The organism is Massilia sp. (assembly GCF_046293535.1).
Classification (GTDB): domain Bacteria; phylum Pseudomonadota; class Gammaproteobacteria; order Burkholderiales; family Burkholderiaceae_D; genus Telluria.
On the sequence record NZ_JBKBOV010000016.1, the window covers coordinates 39,769 to 59,271 of the forward strand.

Below are 19,503 nucleotides of genomic sequence, written 5' to 3' on the forward strand. Positions count from 1 at the left end.
ATTCACAGGAAATTCGGCGCGTAGCGCGTGCGATAGCCGTCCAGGACCAGGGTCTGGCCGTCGTAGCGCACCTCCACGCGGATGCGCAGCACGTCGACGTCGGCCGAGGCGGCGCCGGCGACAGGGATGCCGCCGATCGATTCCGGCGTGATCGTCAGCGTGGCGCTGTAGCCCGCCACGTTCATCGCCTGGCCGTTGGCGTCCACGAGCTGCCCTGCCTCGTCGTTGAAGGCGCCCTGGGCGACATTCGCCGCGCCGACGTAGTCGTTGATGTTGTCGAAGGGGCGCGTGCCGCCCGCTTCCGGGCCCCAGTTCTCGGGGATGTCGCACTCGAGGCTGCTCTTGACGTTCTCGTCGCCTGCCTTGTCCGCGCCCGGGTCGCAGAAGGAAAAGCGCGCCAGTTGCACTTCCTCCAGCAGGCCTTCGGCGATCATCAGGGCCTGCTTGCGGCGCAGCGGATCGGCGCTGCCCTTGGTGGTGAGGTTCAGCACGCCGATGATGGCGGCCAGCGCCACGCCGACGATCAGGATGAACATGATCAGCTCGATCATGGTCAGGCCCGCCTGGGCGCGGCGACGCTTCAGCTTACTGGACATAGCCGGTCTCCCGGTGCACCGTCACGCTGCGGCTTTCGCCCGGGCTGGCGATGGTCAGGACCAGGCTGCCGGGCATGCTCGGGCGGCCCAGCGCATCGAAGGAAAATTCGGTCAGCGCCGTCGAGAGCGACACCTGCACGCCTTCGGGCACGCCAAGGCAGTACCAGCCCTCGTCCTGGCAATGGGTCGTGGAGGCTTCCCCGCCGACACCGGACGCCGGGGCGGCGATCCGGTCGGCCGGCGCACAATTGCCCTTCGGTGCGTCGGCGCACAGGGCGATGCGCTTGTCGTCGAGCTGCACGAAAACGGGAGTATTGCGGGCGATCGCGGTCTTCTGGGCGTAGCGCAGCAGCGCCCGGGCCTGGTCGGCGAAAGCCTCGGCATCGAAGCCGCTGCGCTCGAAGAAGCGGCCGGCGGCGATCGCGCCCAGGATGCCGATGAGGACCATCACGATGATCAGTTCGACCATCGTGAAACCCTGCTCCCGGCGCGCGGCACGGGAACCGTTCCAGTTGCTGGGGGCGATCAAGCGGGCTCCGTCCACGTGAAAAAGGCATGGCCATCAACGAAGGCCATGCCGGTCACAAGGTCGCCAGGCGAACTTATTCGCAATCGGCCACGTTCAGCGCGACAACCGGAGCGACATTCCTGGTCCCGCCGCCAGTAGCGGTAGCGGTGGTTGCCTGGGTGTAGGTCAGCTGGCAGGTGGTGCGGGTAGCGGCCGAGATCTTGGCTGGCGAAATCGTCAGCACGCCGTTGGCTGCGGTGATGGTGTAGTCGGCGCTGGTCAGGCCGGCTGCGTTGGCAAATGCGGTCGACGCGGCCGGATAGCCGTTGACGATGCCGACATTGGTGCCTTCGACGTTGAGGGTGGTCGCGCTCGCATCCATCAGCCACTTGGCGTGGAAGATGGATGCCGACGAATTGATCGAGCCCTGGGCCGCTCTCAGCGAAGCGGCGCGCGCGTCGCCGCCCAGGCTGGCAAACTTCGGCAGCGCGGTGGCGGCCAGAATGCCCAGGATCACGATCACGACGATCAGTTCGATCAGGGTGAAACCACCCTGTGCGCTCTTGCTGGAAAACTTGTTCATGTAATTCTCTCCGTTGAAGTTTGCGGGTGAGCCCGCGGTCTTGAAATTATCTGGATCCGGTCCCGACCTCGTCGATGACCAGTGTCCCGTGGCCGCTCCCGGCCTGATGGTACGAACTAGACAATTCTACCTTGAATTTAAGCAATTTAGATGTCTGAAAAGAAAAAGTGTCGCTACTTAGCACATAGTTGACAGTACGATCAGTGCGATCGAAAAACCAGGCACCCCGCCGTAGCATGTCCGGGTCGGGCGCGTAGTACTCACCGAGGTAGTTCGCAGGCTGCCTGAGGAGCCAGCCCATCGGATTTTCTTGCAATAATGAAAATGCAGCATTCCGGCCCGCGGCCGCGACCAGTTGCGTTTCACGCGCTGCCAGCGCGGTGCGCAGCGCACCCACCACGTGGTAGACGGCGGTACGCTCCGATTGCGCACGCCACTCGAGCAGGCGCCCCAGCAGCATCCCCGCCAGCAAGCCCATGACGATGACGCACACCACGAACTCGAAGCGGGTCGCCCCGCGCTGGCGGGCGGGTAGCATCACTTGCCTCCGTGTAGCGCCGCCTTGCCGAGGTCCCAGATCGGCAGGAAGATGCCGAGCGCCAGCACCAGCACCATCGCGCCCAGGAAGGTGATCAGGATCGGCTCGATCTGGCTCGACAGGGTCTTCAGTTCGTAGTCCACCTCGCGCTCGTACATCTGGGCGATCTCGTCCATCAGGTCGTCGAGCGAGCCGGACTCCTCGCCCACCGCGATCATCTGCAGCACGATCGGGGTGAACACGCCCGCCGCGATCGAGGTGCGCAGGATGCTCTCGCCGCGTTCGACGCCGTCGCGCATGCCCTCGATGCGCGCGCTCAGGTAGGCGTTGTCGGCGGTCTGGGCCACCACCGTCAGGGCCTGCACGATCGGCACCCCGCTGCGGGTCGACAGCGCGAAACTGCGGGCGAAGCGCGCCATGGTCGCCTTGTGGATGATCTTGCCCGCGATCGGCAGGCGCAGCTTGTGCTTGTCCCAGGCCAGCCTGCCCTTGGCGGTGCCGACCCAGGCGCGAAAGCCGAACACCGCGCCGGCCGCCATCGCCGCCATCGCGGGCCAATAGGCCACCGTGAAATTCGAGGTCGACAGCAGGATCCGCGTCATCAAGGGCAGCTCGGCGTTGAAGGACTTGAACACCGCGGCGAACTGCGGAATGACGAACACGTTGACGATCACCATCGCGATCGCCATGGCGATCACGACGAACGTCGGGTAGCGCATCGCGGTCTTGACCCGCTCGCGCATGTCGCGGTCGAACTCCAGGTGGTCGAACAGGCGCAGGAAGACTTCTTCCAGGCGGCCGGTCATCTCGCCCACCCTCACCATCGACAGGTAGAAAGTATTGAAGACCTTCGGGTGGCGCGTCATCGCGGCCGACAGTTCGCGCCCCGCGTCGAGCGACTCGCGCAGGTCCTTGATGACCCGGCCGAAGGACTTGTTGATGGCCGATTCCTGCAGTCCGGCCAGGCCGCGCATGATCGGCACGCCAGATTTCAGCAGCGTGTAGAGCTGGCGGCTGAACAGCTGCACGTCCATCGAGGTGATCTTTTTCTCGGACAGGCGCGCCAGCAGGCCTTCGCCGCCGTCCTTCGACGCCGGTCCCTTGCGGCTGGGGCTGATCTCGATGGGCGTGGCGCCGCTGCCGAACAGCTGGTCGGCCACGGCGCCGCTGTCGGCGCCCTCGAGGACGCCCTGCAGCAGTTCGCCGGCGGCGTTGCGCGCCTTGTAGGAAAAATAGGGCATCAGTCGTCGTACTGGTTACTGATGCGCATCGCTTCGGCGATGGTGGTCCTGCCCTGCACCGCCAGGCTCACGCCATGCCGGCGCAGGGTCTCGCCTCCCATCTCGGCATGCGCCACCTTCAGGAAATGCGAGGGGTCCGGATGGTTGGCCGCCTCGGTGACGGCGCGGGTCATCTCGAGCAGCTCATAGACCCCGGTACGGCCGCGGAAACCCGTGCCGTTGCAGTGCGAGCAGCCCTTGCCGTGGAAGAAGGGCGTTGTCCCGGCGCGCTCGCCCAGTTCCGCGCGCAGCCAGTTCACCTCGCCCGGCGTCGGCTGGTAGGAGGTGGAGCAGCTCTCGCAGATCACGCGCACCAGGCGCTGGGCCAGCACCGCCTGCAGGGAGCCGCCCACCATGTAGCGCGGCACGCCCATGTCCATCAGGCGCAGCGGGGTCGAGGCGGCGTCGTTGGTGTGCAGGGTCGAGAGCACCAGGTGGCCGGTCATGGCGGCGCGCAGGCCGATCTGGGCGGTCTCCTGGTCGCGCATCTCGCCGACCAGCACGATGTCCGGGTCCTGGCGCAGCGCCGAGCGCAGCACGCGCGCGAAGGAGAGTTCGATCTTGTCGTTGACCTGCACCTGGTTCACGCCCTTGAGGCGGTATTCGACCGGGTCCTCGACCGTGATGAGCTTCTTCTCCACCGAGTTCAGCTCGGACAAGGCGCTGTACAGGGTGGTGGTCTTGCCACTGCCGGTGGGGCCGGTCACCAGGACCAGGCCGTTGGGGCGCTGCACCAGCGCGCGGAAGCGCTCGACGATGCGCGTCGGCATGCCGATCGCATCCAGGCGCAGCGTGGTGCCGCCCTGGTTCAACAGACGCATGACGACCGACTCGCCGTACTGGGTCGGCATGGTCGAGATACGCACGTCGATGCGCTGGTTGCGCACCTTGACCGCGAAGCGGCCGTCCTGCGGCAGGCGCTTTTCCGAGATGTCGAGGTCGGCCATGAGCTTGAGGCGCAGGGCCAGCGGGGTGGCCACCTTGATGTCGGCCTCGGTCTGCAGGTGCAGCACGCCGTCGATGCGGAAGCGGATCTGCAGGCGGCCGTCCTGCGGCTCGATGTGGATGTCGGAAGCGCGCACCTGGGCCGCGTCGTCGAACACCGACTGCAGCAGCTTGACGATCGGCGCTTCTTCCAGCCCCGGGTTGGCGGCCAGCGCACCGAAGTCGATCGAGGTGTCGCCCAGGTCCTGCTCGACCTCGCGCGCGAAGTCGGTGATCTGCTCGGTGCGGCGATAGATGCGGTCGATCGCGCCCAGCACCTCGGTCTCGTTGACGACCGCCAGCTCGACGGTCTTCTTCAGCAGGCGCGCGATCTCGTCGTAGGCGAACAGGTCGGTGGGGTCGGAGACGCCCACCAGCAGGGTCTCGCGGCGGTCTTCCAGCACCAGCGCGCGAAAGCGCCGCGCGGCCGTTTCCGGCAACAGCCGCACCAGTTCGGCGTTGATGTTGTAGAACTTGAGGTTGATGTAGGGGATGTTCAGCTGGCGCGCCAGCGCGCCCGAAATCTGGTCTTCGGTGACGAAGCCGCTCTCGACGAACACGCGACCGAGCTTGCGCCCGGTGCGTTTCTGGTCCGCGAGCGCCTGGTTGAGCTGCTCTTCCGACAGCAGCTTCTGCTGGATCAGCACCTCGCCGAGGCGAATTTTTTCCGGCCTTGCCATGAACATCCCTTTTAGTTATTGCTTGCAATGAACATTTTATGCCAGAACGTGTAGGAGTTGACCTACGGAATTGGCCAATACGGGGCAAAGTGTCGCCGTTTCGCCATAATGAAATGACATCGCGTGTAAGATGGCCGGGAAAACGACAAGGAGCCCCATGGAAGACCCACGCACCCGGCGCCGTCGCGTCTACCTGATGCGGCATGGCAGCGTCACCTACTTCGACGAGACCGGCAAGCCCTTCCTCCCCGAGACCGTGGCCCTGAATCCGGCCGGCCAGGCCCAGGCCGACGCCGCCGGCATCGCCTTTCGCGACGCCGGCGTGCGCTTCGACCGCGTCATCACCTCAGGCCTGCCGCGCACCGTGGAGACCGCGCGCCGGGTACTGGCGGCGAGCGGCCAGCAGATCGCACCCGAAACCTGGCCGGACCTGATTGAAATCCGCGGCGGGCGCCTGGCCGCGATTCCCGCGGGCGAACTGCGGCGCGCCTTCACCGGCGCCTTCGAGGGCCTGGTGGACGAAGATCAGCGCTTCCTCGGCGGCGAATCGGTCGGCGCCATGATGGACCGGGTCCACCCGGCCATCGCGCGCCTGCGCGCCCAGGACGATTGGGACACCGTGCTGCTGGTCCTGCACGGGGGCGTGAATTGCGCCATCCTGTCGCTGGCCCTGACCGGGCAGCGCCTGTTCCTGGGTGGATTGTCGCAGGCGGCCGGCTGCATCAATGCGCTCGACGTGGGCGCCGAACCGCGCGACTGGGTGGTCCGCTTCGTCAACTACCTGCCCCCTGGGCCGCTGCACCCGGACGCGCGCGCCACCACCATGGAGCAGCTGTTCGAGCAGTACCGCAAGGGCCGCTGAAGCGATTGCCACGCAAAGAAATAGCACGCCCGTGCCTTTCACGGCTAGAATGGACCATAAAACACAACAACGGAGACGCGATGTACGAGGAAATGATGGGCACCAAGCCCGTGTCCGAACGCCAGCGCTTCGACGCCGCGGCCCTCGGCGCCTGGCTCGAGGCGAATGTGGACGGCTACCCGGGCGGCGCCCCCGAGGTCGAACAGTTCAAGGGGGGCCAGTCGAATCCCACCTTCCGGCTCGCCGCGGGGCGCGGTGCCAACTGCGCGCGCTACGTGCTGCGCACCAAGCCCGGCCCGGCCGCCAAGCTGCTGCCTTCGGCCCATGCGGTCGACCGTGAGTTCCGCGTCATGGGGGCGCTGCACGGCGCCGGCTTCCCGGTACCGCGCCAGTACGCGCTGTGCCTGGACGAGGGCATCATCGGACGCGCCTTCTACGTGATGGAATGCGTCGAGGGCCGCGTGCTGTGGGACCAGTCGCTGCCCGGCATGTCGCCGCAGGAGCGCGCCGCCATCTACGACGAGCAGAACCGCGTGATCGCGCAGTTGCACACGATCGACTACGCCGCCATCGGCCTGGCCGACTACGGCAAGCCGGGGAATTACTTCGCGCGCCAGATCGAGCGCTGGACCAAGCAGTACCAGGCGTCCGCGACCGAGCCGATCGAGGCCATGGAGCGCCTGATCGAATGGCTGCCGGAGCACATCCCGCCGGGTGAGGACACCAGCATCGTGCATGGCGACTACCGCCTGGACAACATGGTCTTCCATCCCACCGAGCCGCGCATCCTGGCGGTGCTGGACTGGGAACTGTCCACCCTCGGCCACCCGCTGGCCGATTTTTCCTATCACTGCATGAGCTGGCACATTCCGCCGGGGCGCTTTCGCGGCATCGCCGGCCTGGACCTGGAATCGCTCGGCATTCCCCTGCTGTCCGACTACGTGGCGCGCTACTGCGAACGCACCAAGAAGACTGTGCGTGCCGAGGACTTCGACTTCTACCTGGCCTACAACATGTTCCGCCTGGCCGGCATCATGCAGGGAATCATGAAGCGCTACGTGGACGGCACGGCGTCCAGCGCGCAGGCCCTCGAGAACGGCAAGGCCGCCCGCCCGATGGCCGAGATGGCGTGGCAGTTCGCCAGCCGCAGCCGCTGATCCACCCTACAAGGACACATCCATGGACTTCGCCTATTCCGAACGCTGCAGGGAACTGCAGGCGCGCCTGCTCGCCTTCATGGAGCAGCACATCTATCCGAACGAACAGGCCTTCAACGAGGAGATCGCGGCCAATGCACGCGAACGCGGCACGCGCTGGCTACCGCTGGCGCTGATCGAGCGCCTCAAGCCGCTGGCGCGCGAGGCCGGACTGTGGAACCTGTTCCTGCCGCGCTCGGCGCGCGTCCCCGAGGGCCTGTCGAACCTCGATTACGCGCCGCTGTGCGAGATCATGGGCCGGGTGCCCTGGGCGCCGGAAGTGTTCAACTGCTCGGCGCCCGACACCGGCAACATGGAAACCCTGGAGCGCTACGCGCCGGAACACATCAAGGAACAATGGCTGGAGCCGCTGCTGCGCGGCGAGATCCGCTCGGCCTTCGCCATGACCGAGCCGGGCGTGGCCTCGTCGGACGCCACCAACATCGCCACCCGGATCGAACGCGTTGGCGACGATTACCTCATCGATGGCCACAAATGGTGGATCTCGGGCGCCGGCGACCCACGCTGCAAGGTCTTCATCGTGATGGGCAAGACCGACCCGGAGGCAAGCCGCCACCGGCAGCAGTCGATGATCCTGGTGCCGGCCGATACCCCGGGCATCACCATCGTGCGCCCACTGCCGGTGTTCGGCTACGACGACGCGCCGCACGGCCACTGCGAGATCCGGTTCGACAAGGTGCGCGTCCCGGCATCGAACATGCTGCTGGGCGAAGGGCGCGGCTTCGAGATCGCCCAGGGCCGCCTGGGGCCGGGCCGCATCCACCATTGCATGCGCGCCATCGGCGTGGCCGAGCGCGCGCTCGAACTGATGTGCAAACGCCTGGACACCCGCGTGGCCTTCGGGCGCAAGCTCGCCGACCAGGGGGTCTGGCGCGAGCGCATCGCGGAAAGCCGCATCCGCATCGACACCGCGCGCCTCCTGACCCTGAAGGCCGCCTACATGATGGACACGGTGGGCAACAAGGTGGCCCAGGCCGAGATCGCGATGATCAAGGTGCTGGCGCCGAACGTCGCCCAGGACGTGCTCGACTGGGCGATCCAGGCCCATGGCGCGGCCGGCGTCTCGGACGAATTCCCGCTGGCCTACCAGTGGGCGGCGAACCGAAGCCTGCGGCTGGCGGATGGGCCGGACGAGGTGCACCGCAATGCGATCGCCAAGCTGGAGCTGGCGAAGTATGCGGGACCGGCGACATAATCAGCAAGTCGTCCCGGCGCAGGCCGGGACCCAAGTTCGCTTGCACGGTGACGACTGTCCAGCGAGCGAAACTCCGAAACGCCAACTCGTTTCACGCATACGCCCGCACCAGGAACTCGGCGACACACACCGGCTTCGCACCCTCCCCCTCCGGTTCGACCGTCACGTTCCACGTCAGCTGCACCCCACCCTCGATCGGATCGCAGGCCGCCAGCAGCCACCGGCCGCGCACCCGGCTCCCGCTCGGCAGCGGCGCCGGAAAGCGCACCCGGTTGAGCCCGTAGTTCAGGCCCATGCGCATGCCGTCGATCGACAGCGCGCTTTCCAGCATGGCCGGCAGCAGCGACAGCGTCAGGAAGCCGTGCGCCACCGGCGCGCCGAAGGGCGACTCGCGGGCGCAGCGCCCGGGATCGACGTGGATCCATTGGCGGTCTTCGGTGGCCTCGGCAAAGACCTTGATGCGCTCCTGGCCGACCTCGAACCAGTTCGAGACGGCGACCTCGCTTCCCACCAGCTGCGGCAGACCTGCGAAAGCAATCGTTCTAGGCATCGGCCCCACCCCCGGGACGGCGCCCGAACATGCCCATGCCCTCGATGGTGCAGATCTCCTCGCCGTGCTGGTTGGTCGCGGTCCACTTCGACCACACCACGCCGCGGTCCGGCTTCGAGTTCGACGCCTTCACCTGGGTCGTGAGGTAGCGCACCCTGATCGTGTCGCCCGCGTGCAAGGGGCGCAGCCAGCGCACCCCGTCCAGGCCGGGCGAGCCCATGCTCGAGGCCGAACACATCAGGCCGTCGACGACCATGCGCATCATCAGGCTGCAGGTGTGCCAGCCGCTCGCGATCACGCCGCCATAGATCGAGGCCTGGGCCGCGTCGCGGTCGACGTGGAAGGGCTGCGGATCGAACTCGCGCGCGAAGGCGACGATCTCCTCCTCGCTGACGCTGCGCTCGCCGAGCTCGATCTCCTGGCCGGGGTAGAAATCCTCGAAATACCATTGACGCGTCATGTGCCCTCCCTTACGCGGCGTGCTGGAAGCCCGGCTGCGCCATGAAGCGCGCCAGGTGGTGGTCGCGGTCGCCCAGGCATAGCTCGATCATCGACAGGCGCTTGAAGTAGTGCGCGGCCGCCAGTTCGTCGGTCACGCCCATGCCGCCGTGCAGCTGCACCGCCTGCTGGCCGATGAAGCGGGCGGCCTGGCCGACCCGGTACTTGGCCGCCGACACCACGCGGCGCCGTTCCTCGGGGTCGGCGCCGTCCAGGGTGACCGCGGCCAGCAGCGCCATCGAGCGCGCCTGCTCCAGGTGAATGACCATATCCGCCATGCGGTGCTGCAGCGCCTGGAACTTGCCGATCGGGACGCCGAACTGCTGGCGCGTCTTGAGGTAATCGAGCGTGGCCTCGAACAGCGCCTCCATCGCGCCCAGCGCCTCCGCGCACAGGAGGCCGGCGCCATGATCGGCTCCCGCCTCCAGGATGTCCCAGCCGGCGTCCGGCGTGCCGATCACGGCCTCGCTCCCCAGTTGCACGCCGTCCAGGCGCAGGGTCGCGGCGCGCTGGCCGTCGAGGGTGCGGTAGCCGTCCAGTCGCAGGCCCGGCGCATCGGCCGGCACCGCGAACAGGGTGATGCCGGCCTGGTCGCGCTGGCCGCCGCCGCTACGCGCCGGCACCACCAGCACGCCGGCGCCAGGACCATGCACGACCGCGGTCTTCTCGCCATCCAGGCGCCAGCCGCCGTCCACGCGCTGCGCCCGGGTGGCGATGTCGCACAGTTCGTGGCGGGCCTGCCGTTCGCCCAGGGCGCAGGCCAGCTTCAGGCTTCCTTGCGCCACCTGCTCCAGCAGCGCGCCATGGGCGCCGCCCAGCGCCAGGAAACGGGTTCCCAGCACGGTGGCGAAATACGGTTCCACCACCAGGCCGCGGCCCAGTTCGCGCATCACCACGAACAGGTCGACCGCGGTGCCGTCGAAGCCGCCCTGCAGCTCCGGCACCGGCAGCGCCGTCATGCCCAGTTCGGCCAGCGTGGCCCAGGCCGCATCCGATGTCCCCTGGTGCGAGGCGACGATGGCGCGGCGCTGCTCGAAGCCGTAGTCGCGGCCGATCCAGCGCTTGAGCGCATCGGCGAACTGGAGCTGCTCTTCCTTGAAGTCGAAATGCATGGTGCTTCTCCTTACAGCCCCAGGATCATCTGGGAGATGATGTTACGCTGGATTTCGTTCGAGCCCCCGTAGATGGAGGTCTTGCGGTAGTTGAAGTAGTAGGACGCGAGCGGCGCGGCGTCGTCGTCGCCGGCGACGCTGTGTTCGGTGTCCCCCTCCAGGTAGGCCGGGTCGAAGGGCAGCGCCAGCGGGCCGGCCGCTTCCAGCATCAGTTCCGTGAGCGCCTGCTGGATGTCGGTGCCGCGCACCTTCAGCACCGAGGCTTCGGGTCCCGGCGCCTTGCTGGACTTGGCCAACACGCGCAGCACGGTCATTTCCAGCGCCATCAGTTCGATCTCGAGGTCCGCGACCTTGGCTCCGAACAACGGGTCCTCGAGCAGCGGGCGGCCGTTCTTCTGCTCGCGCCGCGCCAGGCGCTTGAGGAAGGCCAGCTCGCGCTTGCTGCGCCCGACCGCCGCGATGCCGGTGCGCTCGTGGCCCAGCAGGTACTTGGCGTAGGTCCAGCCGCGGTTTTCCTCGCCCACCAGGTTGGCGGCGGGCACCCGTACGTTGTCGAAGAAGACCTCGTTGACCTCATGGTCCTCGTCGAGCATGATGATCGGGCGCACCGTGACGCCCGGCGCATGCATGTCGATCAGCAGGAAGGAAATGCCCTCCTGCTTGCGCACCGCGGGGTCGGTGCGGACCAGGCAGAAGATCATGTCGGCGTGCTGGGCCAGCGTGGTCCAGGTCTTCTGGCCGTTGACGATGTAGTGCTCGCCCTGCGCATCCACGCCGCGCACGGCCGTGGTCTTGAGCGAGGCCAGGTCGGAACCGGCGCCGGGCTCGGAATAGCCCTGGCACCACCAGTCCTCGCAGGACAGGATGCGCGGAAGGAAATAGTCCTTCTGCTCCTGGGAGCCGAAGGCCATGATGACGGGAGCCACCATGTCGATTCCGAAGGGCATCACGCGTGGGGTGCCGGCGCGCGCGCACTCTTCCTCGAAGATATGGCGCTGCACGGGTGTCCAGCCGGGTCCACCGAATTCGACGGGCCAACCGGGCGCGACCCAGCCCTGTGCGGCCAGGATCCGGTGCCAGCGGACGAAGTCGTCCTTGCTCAGCCGCAGGTGCTTGAGCACCTTGGCCTGCAGGTCCTTGGGCAAGTGGGAATCGAGGAAGGCGCGAACCTGGTCGCGAAAGGCCAGGTCCTCGTCGGTGTAGTGCAGGTCCATGTCGTCTCCTTGTTGTCGCCGCCCGAAAAAGCACGGTCGTTCACAAGAATTGTACCCGACAGTTTTGCTGCCCAGTGAAGAAAATGCGGTTCATGCAGGGCGGGCAGCCGCCCTGCATGGTAGGGATCAGTGCTTGCGGCGGCGCGCGATCGCGCCCGCGCCCATCATGCCCAGCAGCATCAGGGCGATGCTCGAGGGTTCGGGGACTTCGGCCGCCTGGGCTTCCTGGTTGGCGACATTACCCAGGCCGCCGCCGTTGCCGGTGCCGATGCCGTTGCCGTTGCCGTTGAGGGCGCCGTTGCCGATACCGTTGCCCTGGTCCGCGCCCGGGATGATGCTCGTGAAGTCGCCGCCCGAGGAACCGCCACCCGAGGCGCCACCGCCCGACGAACCGCCACCCGAGGAGCCGCCGCCCGAGGCACCGCCGCCCGAGGCGCCGCCACCGCTCAGGCCCGGCGCCTTCTTCACGGCGTCCATAATGGTCGCGCCGGTTGCGGAACCGACCACCGACTTGCCCGTTCCAGCGAGTGCAGCCAGGATGCCGTGGCCAGAGGCCAGCAGGTAGTTCGCCTCGATGCCACGCTGGAAGAACAGTTGGGTCTGGTTGCCGATTTGCTGCGCGCTGCCGGCGACCTTGCCGTACAGGATGTCGGACAGGCTGGCGTCGGCGTTATGGGCCACGCCCGCAACCAGGTTCACGTTGTTCTGCAGCACACCGGAGCTGAGCACGTCGGTACCGTTGCCCGCGGTCCAGCCGGCGACGACATTCGACGGCTGGGCAGCCGAGGTGGTAATGGTGCCGGCCTGGGCTGAAGCTGCCCCGGCGATGAGACTTGCGATGACAAGGCGGCGAATTAACATAGCGATCACTCCTTAGTTGATATGCAATTGTTGTTCTTACAACCGTAGAGTTATGCTACCACAGCTAAAAAAAAGGCAACTTTAGGCGCAACTCAACAGTGCGCAGGGTATGTACTCAAGACAAATACCCGGAATTAAGTAGGATTGATCCTACTGACGATACCAGCCGTGGTTCATGCACTCACCACTCATGTTTCTCTAGAAACAAGTTCGAGCGAGCTTTTCGTTGACTAGTCAGCAATATTGCGGAGCGATTGAGGGGCAAAGAAAATGGCCGGACCCTGCAAGCAAGGTCCGGCCATCGCACCGGTTGCGGAGACGCGCCGCGCCGGTCAGTTACCGTTGCGCGACGTCGTCATGTAAGGCATCGCGCGCGTCGCCAGGCGCGTATCGGTACGCAACATGCCGACTTCGTCAGCCAGGATGTTGGCGGCCTCCTGCAGCAGGATGTCCTTGGCGTCCTTGGCCGCCTTTTCCGCCGCCAGCTCCGCCTGCAGGTCACGCTCGTCGTACTGCAGGCCGTCGTCCTGGCGCGGCGCGCCGCGCACGGCCGTCACCGCCTTGGCCGGCTTGGTCGGGGCCGGCACCTTGCCGCGTGCCTCCTTGCCCGCCGGGCCAGCTGCCGGCTCGTCGGTATTGGTGCCGCTGGCGCCCGCCAGGCGTGCTTCGCGCAGCTTGGCGCGGGCTTCCTGGGCGTCGCGTTCCTTGCGGCGCACCGCCTCGTTCAGCGAGATCGAATTCTCCTTGCGGATCTTGAGCACCTCGGCGATATCTTCCTGCAGGAACTGGAATTCCTTGTCCTTCGCGATGCGGGCCTCATGGCGCTTCTGCAGCGGACCGATCAGCTCCTTGAGGTCGCCCGCCGCCGTGTAGTTGGCCGGCTTGATGGCCACCCAGGGCAAGGCGTTCGGATAGGACGACTCGCCGAAGCTGTCCAGGTCGGCCAGCACCGGCAGCTTGATGTCCGGAGTCACGCCGCGCAGCTGGGTGGTGCCTCCGTTGATGCGGAAGAATTGCGCGATCGTCATCTTCAGCTCGCCGTACCGCACCTTCTCGGCCGGCGAGAAACGGTCCAGGTCGATCAGGGTCTGCACGGTGCCCTTGCCGAAACTCGGTTCGCCGATCACCAGGCCGCGGCCGTAGTCCTGCACCGCGGCGGCGAAGATCTCGGACGCGGAAGCCGAGCCGCGGTTGATCAGGACGCCCATCGGGCCGTCCCAGGCCAGGCCCGGCTGCAGGTCGGATTCGACCTCGACACGGCCCTGCGCGTCGCGCTGCTGGACCACCGGGCCCTTGTCGATGAACAGGCCGGTCAGTTCGATGGCCTCGGTCAGCGAGCCGCCGCCGTTGTTGCGCAGGTCGATCAGGACGTTGTCGACCTTCTCCTTCTTGAGTTCGCCCAGGATGCGGGCCACGTCGCGGGTGGCGCTGCGGTAATCCTTGTCGCCGCGGCGGCGCGCCTCGAAGTCGAGGTAGAAGGTCGGCAGCGAGATCACGCCGATGCGGCGCTTGAAGGCGCCGTCCTTGACCTCGATGATCGATTTCTTGGCGGCCTGCTCTTCCATGCTGATCTTCTTGCGCACCATCGACACGGTCACGTGCTTGGCGTCCGGGCCGGCGTCGCCGGGCAGCACGTCGAGGCGCACCGTGGTGCCCTTCTCGCCGCGCACCAGTTGCACGACGTCGTCGATCCGCCAGCCGAGCACGTCGGTGAACGGTTTGTCGCCCTGGGCCACGCCGACGATGCGGTCGCCCACCTTCAGCTTGCCCGAGAGCGCGGCCGGGCTGCCCGGCACGATCTCGCGGATGATGGTGTATTCGTCGCGCGTCTGCAGCACGGCGCCGATGCCTTCGAGCGACAGGCGCATGGCGATGTCGAAGTTGTCGGCCGAGCGCGGGCCCAGGTAATTGGTGTGCGGCTCGATCGCGGTGGCATACGCGTTCATGAACATCTGGAACACGTCCTCGTTGTTCAGCTTGCGGATGCGGGTGATGTAGTTCTCGTAGCGTTTGTCGAGCGTCTCGCGGATGGCTTTTTCTTCCTTGCCAGCCAGCTTCAGGCGCAGCCAGTCGTTCTTGACGCGCTTGCGCCACAGTTCGCGCACTTCCTCCTCGCTCTTGGCCCAGGGCGATTTTTCACGGTCGAGCTCGATCGATTCGTCGAGCGTGAAGTCGGGACGGGTCTTGAGCAGTTCGCGCGCGTAGGTCATGCGCTCGGTAAAGCGCTTCTGGTACAGGTTGTAGATGGCGAACGGGGCGCTGAGGTCCTCGTTGTTGATGGCGTCGTCGAGCTTGGTGCGCATCGGCGCGAAGCCGTCGATGTCGGACTGGATGAAATACAGCTTCTCGCTGTCGAGCCCGTCGAAGTAGTTGTCGAAGATCTTGACCGACATCGCGTCGTCGAGCGGCACCGCCTTGTAGTGGTAGCGGCCGAGCACGCGCGAGGCCCACAGCGCCGCCTGGGTTTGCTCGGCCAGCGGCTTCATTTGCAGCGTGGCAGCGGCCGACCCGGCGCCGGCGCCTGCAGCCTTGGCCGGAACGGCAGCCGCGACCGCGAGCTTTTCCTTTTCCTTTTCCGGCTGGGCAGTCACCACGTGGGCGGACATCGCAAAGGCCATCGCGGCCATGAACAGGTGGTGCTTCTTCATTCGTCGTCTCTCCGAAACGAAATTACATGCCTTGGCGCGACCGGCGATGGTTGGCAACAGGCAGGCCGGTCAATACGCCCTTTGTGGGCCATTCTACAGGAAGCCGGGAGAAGGCAGAGCCAGCATCTTCTGATTTGCGCCCGACAATTAAGGCTGGCATAAGCCAGGCATTCATGCTTTGACAAGCTGGAGCAACTCGGTTCCGTACAGCGTGGCCAATCCGGCAAGGAGCAGGATGGGAATCCAGGGCCAGGAGCGCGCCGCCAGCCGCCAGTCCACGGGCGAAGGCCAGAAGGACAGGAATTGCGGCGCCAGCAGGAAGGCCAGCGCGAGGTCGATCGGTTCGAACACCAGGCCGTGCCGGGTGCGCCACCAGGCCACGGCGAAGGGCAGCGCCAGCACCAGGAGCGGCGCCAGGGCGCTGGGCGCCGCGTTGTACCAGCGCAGGTTGGCGAAGGTGACGGAACCGAGTTCCCAGTGATGACCTGAATTTTGCCCACCGCGCGGCTTCTTGATGCGTTTCGGGATCACGCTCATCCCGATCGGCTCGGCATTGGTGAGCAGCCCGACCGAGAAATGGGCCAGTTCGTGGCACAGGGTGCCGGCGGCGGTGAACACGAAGAAGATGGGATGCGCGCCCGAGCCGATCCACAACAGCAGCGCCAGCGCGGCCGAAGGTAGCAGGTAGAGCAGCAGGTCGAAGCAACCCGCCAGGCTCATCTCAGTGCGCGCCGGAGTAGAAGCAGCGGCCGCAGGCCTGGCGGTAGCTTTCGTTGCCGCCGATTGAAACCTGCTCGCCCTCGCGGATGCGGCGGCCTTCGGCGTCGACGCGGATGTTCATGGTCGCCTTCTTGCCGCAGCTGCAGATGTTCTTGATTTCCTCGATGTCGTCGGCCAGCGCCAGCAGGTAGGCCGAACCGGGGAAAGGCTCGCCGCGAAAGTCGCTGCGCAGGCCGTAGCAGATCACCGGGATGCCGCGCACCTGCGCCACCTGGTGCAGCTGCTGCACCTGCGCGGTGGTGAGGAACTGGGCTTCGTCGACCAGGATGCAGGCGACCGGCGGCGCGCTGGCCAGGAAATCGGTCGTGTTGTCGAACAGGTCGACCTGGCGCTGCGGTCCGAGGCGCGAGGTGATCACGCCGACGCCATAGCGGTTGTCGATGGCGGCCGTGTACAGCTTGACCTGCTGGCCCTGCTCCTCGTAGTTGTGCGCAACCTGCAGCAGGGAGGTCGATTTGCCGGCGTTCATCGCCGAATACCTGAAATAGAGTTTTGCCACGGCCCTGCCCTGATACTGTGTCGATGCGTGTAATTGCCGAATTATAACAAGCGGGCCTGTCCCGACACCAGCCTGCGGCGCCCGTTCAAGCCTCGTGCGCACGGGCCGGATTACCGGCCACCCGGGCGCCCGCCGGCACGTCGTGCGTCACCACGCTGCCGGCGCCGATCACGGCATCGTCGCCGATCGTCACGCCCGGCAGGATGATGGCGCCGCCGCCGATCCAGACGTTGCTGCCGATCGTGACCGGCCGGCCCGATTCCAGCCCGCTGCGGCGAGTTTCAGGATCGAGCGGATGCTCGGCGGTGTAGATCTGCACGGCCGGACCGATGCGGGTGTCGTCGCCGATCGTCACCTGGGCCACGTCGAGGATGACGCAGTTGAAGTTCACAAAAACCCGGCTGCCGATACGGATGTTCCAGCCGTAGTCGCAATGAAAGGGTGGACGCACGATGCTGCCCTCGCCCGCAGCCCCCAGGCGCTCGGCCAGCAGGCTGCGCCACACGGGGACAGGCTGGCCCAGCGCGGCGTTGTAGCGCGCCAGCCAGGCGGCGGTGACGGCCTGCTCGGCCACCAGCTCGGGGTCGTCCGCGTGGTAGGGCTGGCCTTCCAGCATCTTGTGGCGCTCGCTCATGCGCATTCCGGTGTCTCCCTGTTCCCTTATTGCCCGGGGTGGTACTTGCGCTCCAGGTGCTGTTCGATGTCTTCCTTGTAGAACAGCACGTCCTTGAATTCGCCGCGGCTGTACATCCCGGCCTGGTCTGCGAAGTGCTTCGAGGCCGGGTTGTTGCTGTTGCCCCCTGCAAGGATACTCTTGGCGCGCACGCGCGGGCCGAATTCGACCACCGCGACGAAGCTGTTGCCGCGGTCGCCGTAGATGCGCCTGGTCTTCTGCTTGGCCACCATGCCGAACGAGGCCAGCGAGCCCCAGTTGGCCGAGGCGAATCCCACCGGCCAGCTCGGCTTGCTGTCGTCATACTGCTGCTCGATGTCGCCGCTGATGCGCTGGAAGCGGTTGATCTCGCCCCAGTGCGTCTCCCAGGTGCCGAAGTCGGCGCTCAGCTTGTCGGACGCCCTCTGCAGCGAAGCCAGGCGTTCCTCGGCGTTCAGTTGCTGGGTGATGAAGTCGACCACCGGCGTGTTGGCGGCGCGGGCGCGCGCCGCGTGCCGGGCCACCATGTCCTGGCCCCAGTAGATGGCCAGCGAGGTCGGCTTCGAGTCCACGCCCGAGCGCAGGTCCCAGGCGCGCAGGCTGGCCACCTGCGCGGCCAGGGCCGCCTTGCGCGGATCGTTCGCCGGCAAGGCGTCGTGGTCCTTCAGCAGCTGCGGCACCAGCGGCTCGAAGGCGGTCAGGTGGCTGTCGTAGGCGGCGGCGATCAGGCTGTCGAGCGTGAAGCCCCTGGCATCCTTGAGCACGCGCTCGGCATGGCGGCCGCGCGCGTTCTCCGGCAGCGACCACATGTAGTCGGGCCAGTCCTGGCGCTTCGGGCTGCTCGCGCCGGAGGCGCTGAACGGCCAGTTGTTGGTGTTCGAGATGTAGCCGCTGGCCGGGTTGAACAGCGTGATGGTTTCCTTGATGGCGTGCAGGCCCTGCCATTCGGTGGCGGGGTTGCTGCCGTCCACCGGTTTAGTCCAGTCGAAGCGCGGGTCGCGTTTCGGGATGAAGTTGCCGTGGAAGTAGGCGATGTTGCCTTTGGCGTCCGCATACACGGTATTGTTCGAGGAATTGGTGCGCAGTTCCATCGACTTGTAGAAGGCGTCGTAGTCGCGCGCCTTGGTGCGGGTGTACGACTGGGTGAGGGCCTTGAGCGGTTCGTCCATCATTTTCACCGACACCCACTTGCCGCCCTCCTCGCGCACGATCGGGCCATGATGGGTGAACCAGGCGGTGACCGTGCGGCTGGCCATGGCGCCGGACGCGGTCTTGTAGGGCAGCGTGATCCGCCGCGCCTCGACCGGCCTTTCCTCCTTGCCGTATTTGTAGAAGAACTTGCCGTCCCGCTCGACCACGGTTTCCAGGTATTCGTCGATGACGTCGCCGCCGCCCGAGGTGTGCATCCAGCCGGCCTTGTCGTTGAAGCCCTGGTAGATGAAGAACTGGCCCCAGGTCACGGCGCCATAGGCGTTCAGGCCCTCTTCGCTGACCATGTGCACTTCGGGGCGGAAGTAGAACGAGGTATGCGGGTTGATCAGGAGTAGCGCGTTGCCGGTGCTGGACAGCTTGGGCGCGATCGCGAAACCGTTCGAGCCGCGCGGCTCGGCGTCGAAGCCATTGTCCAGGGCAGCCACCTTCACGGCTTCCTTGCGCTTGCCGTAGAAGCGCTCCAGTTCCTTCAGGTCGATCGATTCGATGTCGCCGCCGATGCTGCCCTCGCTGAAGCTGAGCGCCATCCAGGGCTCGAAGCGGGTGATCAGCTTGGGCTTGACCTCCGGGTGCGTGTACAGGTAGTAGTTGAGGCCATCGGCGAAGGCGTTCATCAACTCCTTCAGCCAGGCCGGGCTGGCGGCGTACTTGGCCTGCATGTCGGTCGGCTGGATGTACATCTTCATGCGCAGGTCGCGCCAGATCTCCTTTTCGCCCTCGACCTCGGCCAGCTGGCCCATCGCGTTGATGTAGTTGAGCTCGACCCGGTTGAAGTCGTCCTCGGCCTGGGCATACAGCAGGCCGAACACCGCGTCGGCATCGCTTTTGCCGAACACGTGCGGAATGCCCCACTTGTCGCGCATGATGGTCACCCGCGCCGCCGTCTTCTTCCAGCGCGCCAACTCGGCGCTGCTCGGGGCCTGCTTCGCCGCAGGCGCGCTTGCCGGCGCGGCCAGTGCGGGCACGGCGGCGCCGAGGGCGCAGGCCAGTATGCTTGGAAGAATCAGGCGGGCGGTGGTCATGCGTGGTCTCCT

19 protein-coding genes are annotated in these 19,503 nt (G+C 66.4%); 3 read left to right on the plus strand and 16 right to left on the minus strand.

Annotated features, from left to right (window positions below):
- Window positions 1-2: 2 nt before the first annotated feature.
- The 6 genes from ACK4S9_RS10980 to ACK4S9_RS11005 all read right to left on the minus strand — a co-directional run bounded on the left by ACK4S9_RS10980 (window position 3) and on the right by ACK4S9_RS11005 (window position 5,169).
- Window positions 3-596: a type II secretion system protein gene (locus ACK4S9_RS10980; protein ID WP_409725409.1), complete on the minus strand. Its 594-nt coding sequence runs from the start codon at window positions 594-596 to the stop codon at window positions 3-5.
- A complete protein-coding gene (locus ACK4S9_RS10985) occupies window positions 586-1,125 on the minus strand; it encodes a GspH/FimT family pseudopilin (RefSeq protein WP_409725411.1) in 540 nt (179 codons plus the stop codon). Before ACK4S9_RS10985 ends, ACK4S9_RS10980 begins: the two co-directional genes overlap by 11 nt.
- A 73-nt stretch (window positions 1,126-1,198) precedes the next feature.
- A complete protein-coding gene (locus ACK4S9_RS10990; protein ID WP_409725414.1) occupies window positions 1,199-1,687 on the minus strand; it encodes a type II secretion system protein in 489 nt (162 codons plus the stop codon).
- Between the two features lie 46 nt (window positions 1,688-1,733).
- Window positions 1,734-2,225 (minus strand): hypothetical protein, encoded by a 492-nt coding sequence (locus ACK4S9_RS10995; protein WP_409725417.1) that lies wholly within the window; start codon window positions 2,223-2,225, stop codon window positions 1,734-1,736.
- Window positions 2,225-3,466, minus strand: coding sequence for a type II secretion system F family protein (locus ACK4S9_RS11000; RefSeq protein ID WP_409725419.1), 1,242 nt, complete (start codon window positions 3,464-3,466; stop codon window positions 2,225-2,227). Before ACK4S9_RS11000 ends, ACK4S9_RS10995 begins: the two co-directional genes overlap by 1 nt.
- Window positions 3,466-5,169, minus strand: a complete 1,704-nt coding sequence (locus ACK4S9_RS11005) for a GspE/PulE family protein (protein WP_409725421.1) — start codon at window positions 5,167-5,169, stop codon at window positions 3,466-3,468. The genes ACK4S9_RS11000 and ACK4S9_RS11005 overlap by 1 nt, the downstream gene beginning before the upstream one ends.
- A 157-nt stretch (window positions 5,170-5,326) precedes the next feature.
- On the opposite strand from ACK4S9_RS11005, the gene ACK4S9_RS11010 reads away from it, so the two are divergent.
- The 3 genes from ACK4S9_RS11010 to ACK4S9_RS11020 all read left to right on the plus strand — a co-directional run bounded on the left by ACK4S9_RS11010 (window position 5,327) and on the right by ACK4S9_RS11020 (window position 8,443).
- Window positions 5,327-6,031, plus strand: a complete 705-nt coding sequence (locus tag ACK4S9_RS11010) for a histidine phosphatase family protein (RefSeq protein ID WP_409725423.1) — start codon at window positions 5,327-5,329, stop codon at window positions 6,029-6,031.
- A gap of 80 nt (window positions 6,032-6,111) precedes the next feature.
- Window positions 6,112-7,188 carry a phosphotransferase gene (locus ACK4S9_RS11015; RefSeq protein ID WP_409725426.1) on the plus strand — a complete coding sequence of 359 codons (1,077 nt, stop codon included), beginning with the start codon at window positions 6,112-6,114 and terminating at the stop codon, window positions 7,186-7,188.
- A 22-nt stretch (window positions 7,189-7,210) separates the two neighbouring features.
- Entirely contained in the window at window positions 7,211-8,443 is a 1,233-nt protein-coding gene (locus ACK4S9_RS11020; RefSeq protein ID WP_409725429.1) for an acyl-CoA dehydrogenase family protein, read from the plus strand.
- Between the two features lie 91 nt (window positions 8,444-8,534).
- Here ACK4S9_RS11020 and ACK4S9_RS11025 read toward each other — a convergent pair whose 3' ends face one another.
- The 10 genes from ACK4S9_RS11025 to ACK4S9_RS11070 form a co-directional block, all read right to left on the minus strand.
- On the minus strand, window positions 8,535-8,993 hold the full coding sequence (locus tag ACK4S9_RS11025; RefSeq protein ID WP_409725431.1) for a MaoC family dehydratase: 459 nt from the start codon (window positions 8,991-8,993) through the stop codon (window positions 8,535-8,537).
- On the minus strand, window positions 8,986-9,453 hold the full coding sequence (locus ACK4S9_RS11030) for a MaoC family dehydratase (protein WP_409725434.1): 468 nt from the start codon (window positions 9,451-9,453) through the stop codon (window positions 8,986-8,988). The genes ACK4S9_RS11025 and ACK4S9_RS11030 overlap by 8 nt, the downstream gene beginning before the upstream one ends.
- Window positions 9,454-9,463: 10 nt before the next feature.
- A complete protein-coding gene (locus ACK4S9_RS11035; protein WP_409725437.1) occupies window positions 9,464-10,603 on the minus strand; it encodes an acyl-CoA dehydrogenase family protein in 1,140 nt (379 codons plus the stop codon).
- 11 nt (window positions 10,604-10,614) lie between these two features.
- A complete protein-coding gene (locus ACK4S9_RS11040; RefSeq protein WP_409725440.1) occupies window positions 10,615-11,817 on the minus strand; it encodes an acyl-CoA dehydrogenase family protein in 1,203 nt (400 codons plus the stop codon).
- 126 nt (window positions 11,818-11,943) lie between these two features.
- Window positions 11,944-12,678 (minus strand): PEP-CTERM sorting domain-containing protein, encoded by a 735-nt coding sequence (locus tag ACK4S9_RS11045; protein ID WP_409725442.1) that lies wholly within the window; start codon window positions 12,676-12,678, stop codon window positions 11,944-11,946.
- Window positions 12,679-13,010: 332 nt separating this feature from the next.
- Window positions 13,011-15,284: a carboxy terminal-processing peptidase gene (locus tag ACK4S9_RS11050; RefSeq protein WP_409725532.1), complete on the minus strand. Its 2,274-nt coding sequence runs from the start codon at window positions 15,282-15,284 to the stop codon at window positions 13,011-13,013.
- A 213-nt stretch (window positions 15,285-15,497) separates the two neighbouring features.
- Window positions 15,498-16,046, minus strand: a complete 549-nt coding sequence (locus ACK4S9_RS11055; RefSeq protein ID WP_409725445.1) for a hypothetical protein — start codon at window positions 16,044-16,046, stop codon at window positions 15,498-15,500.
- Window position 16,047: 1 nt separating this feature from the next.
- Window positions 16,048-16,575: a thymidine kinase gene (locus tag ACK4S9_RS11060; protein WP_409725535.1), complete on the minus strand. Its 528-nt coding sequence runs from the start codon at window positions 16,573-16,575 to the stop codon at window positions 16,048-16,050.
- Between the two features lie 115 nt (window positions 16,576-16,690).
- Window positions 16,691-17,245 (minus strand): sugar O-acetyltransferase, encoded by a 555-nt coding sequence (locus ACK4S9_RS11065; protein ID WP_409725448.1) that lies wholly within the window; start codon window positions 17,243-17,245, stop codon window positions 16,691-16,693.
- Window positions 17,246-17,265: 20 nt separating this feature from the next.
- Window positions 17,266-19,491: a penicillin acylase family protein gene (locus ACK4S9_RS11070; protein ID WP_409725450.1), complete on the minus strand. Its 2,226-nt coding sequence runs from the start codon at window positions 19,489-19,491 to the stop codon at window positions 17,266-17,268.
- Window positions 19,492-19,503 lie beyond the last annotated feature (12 nt).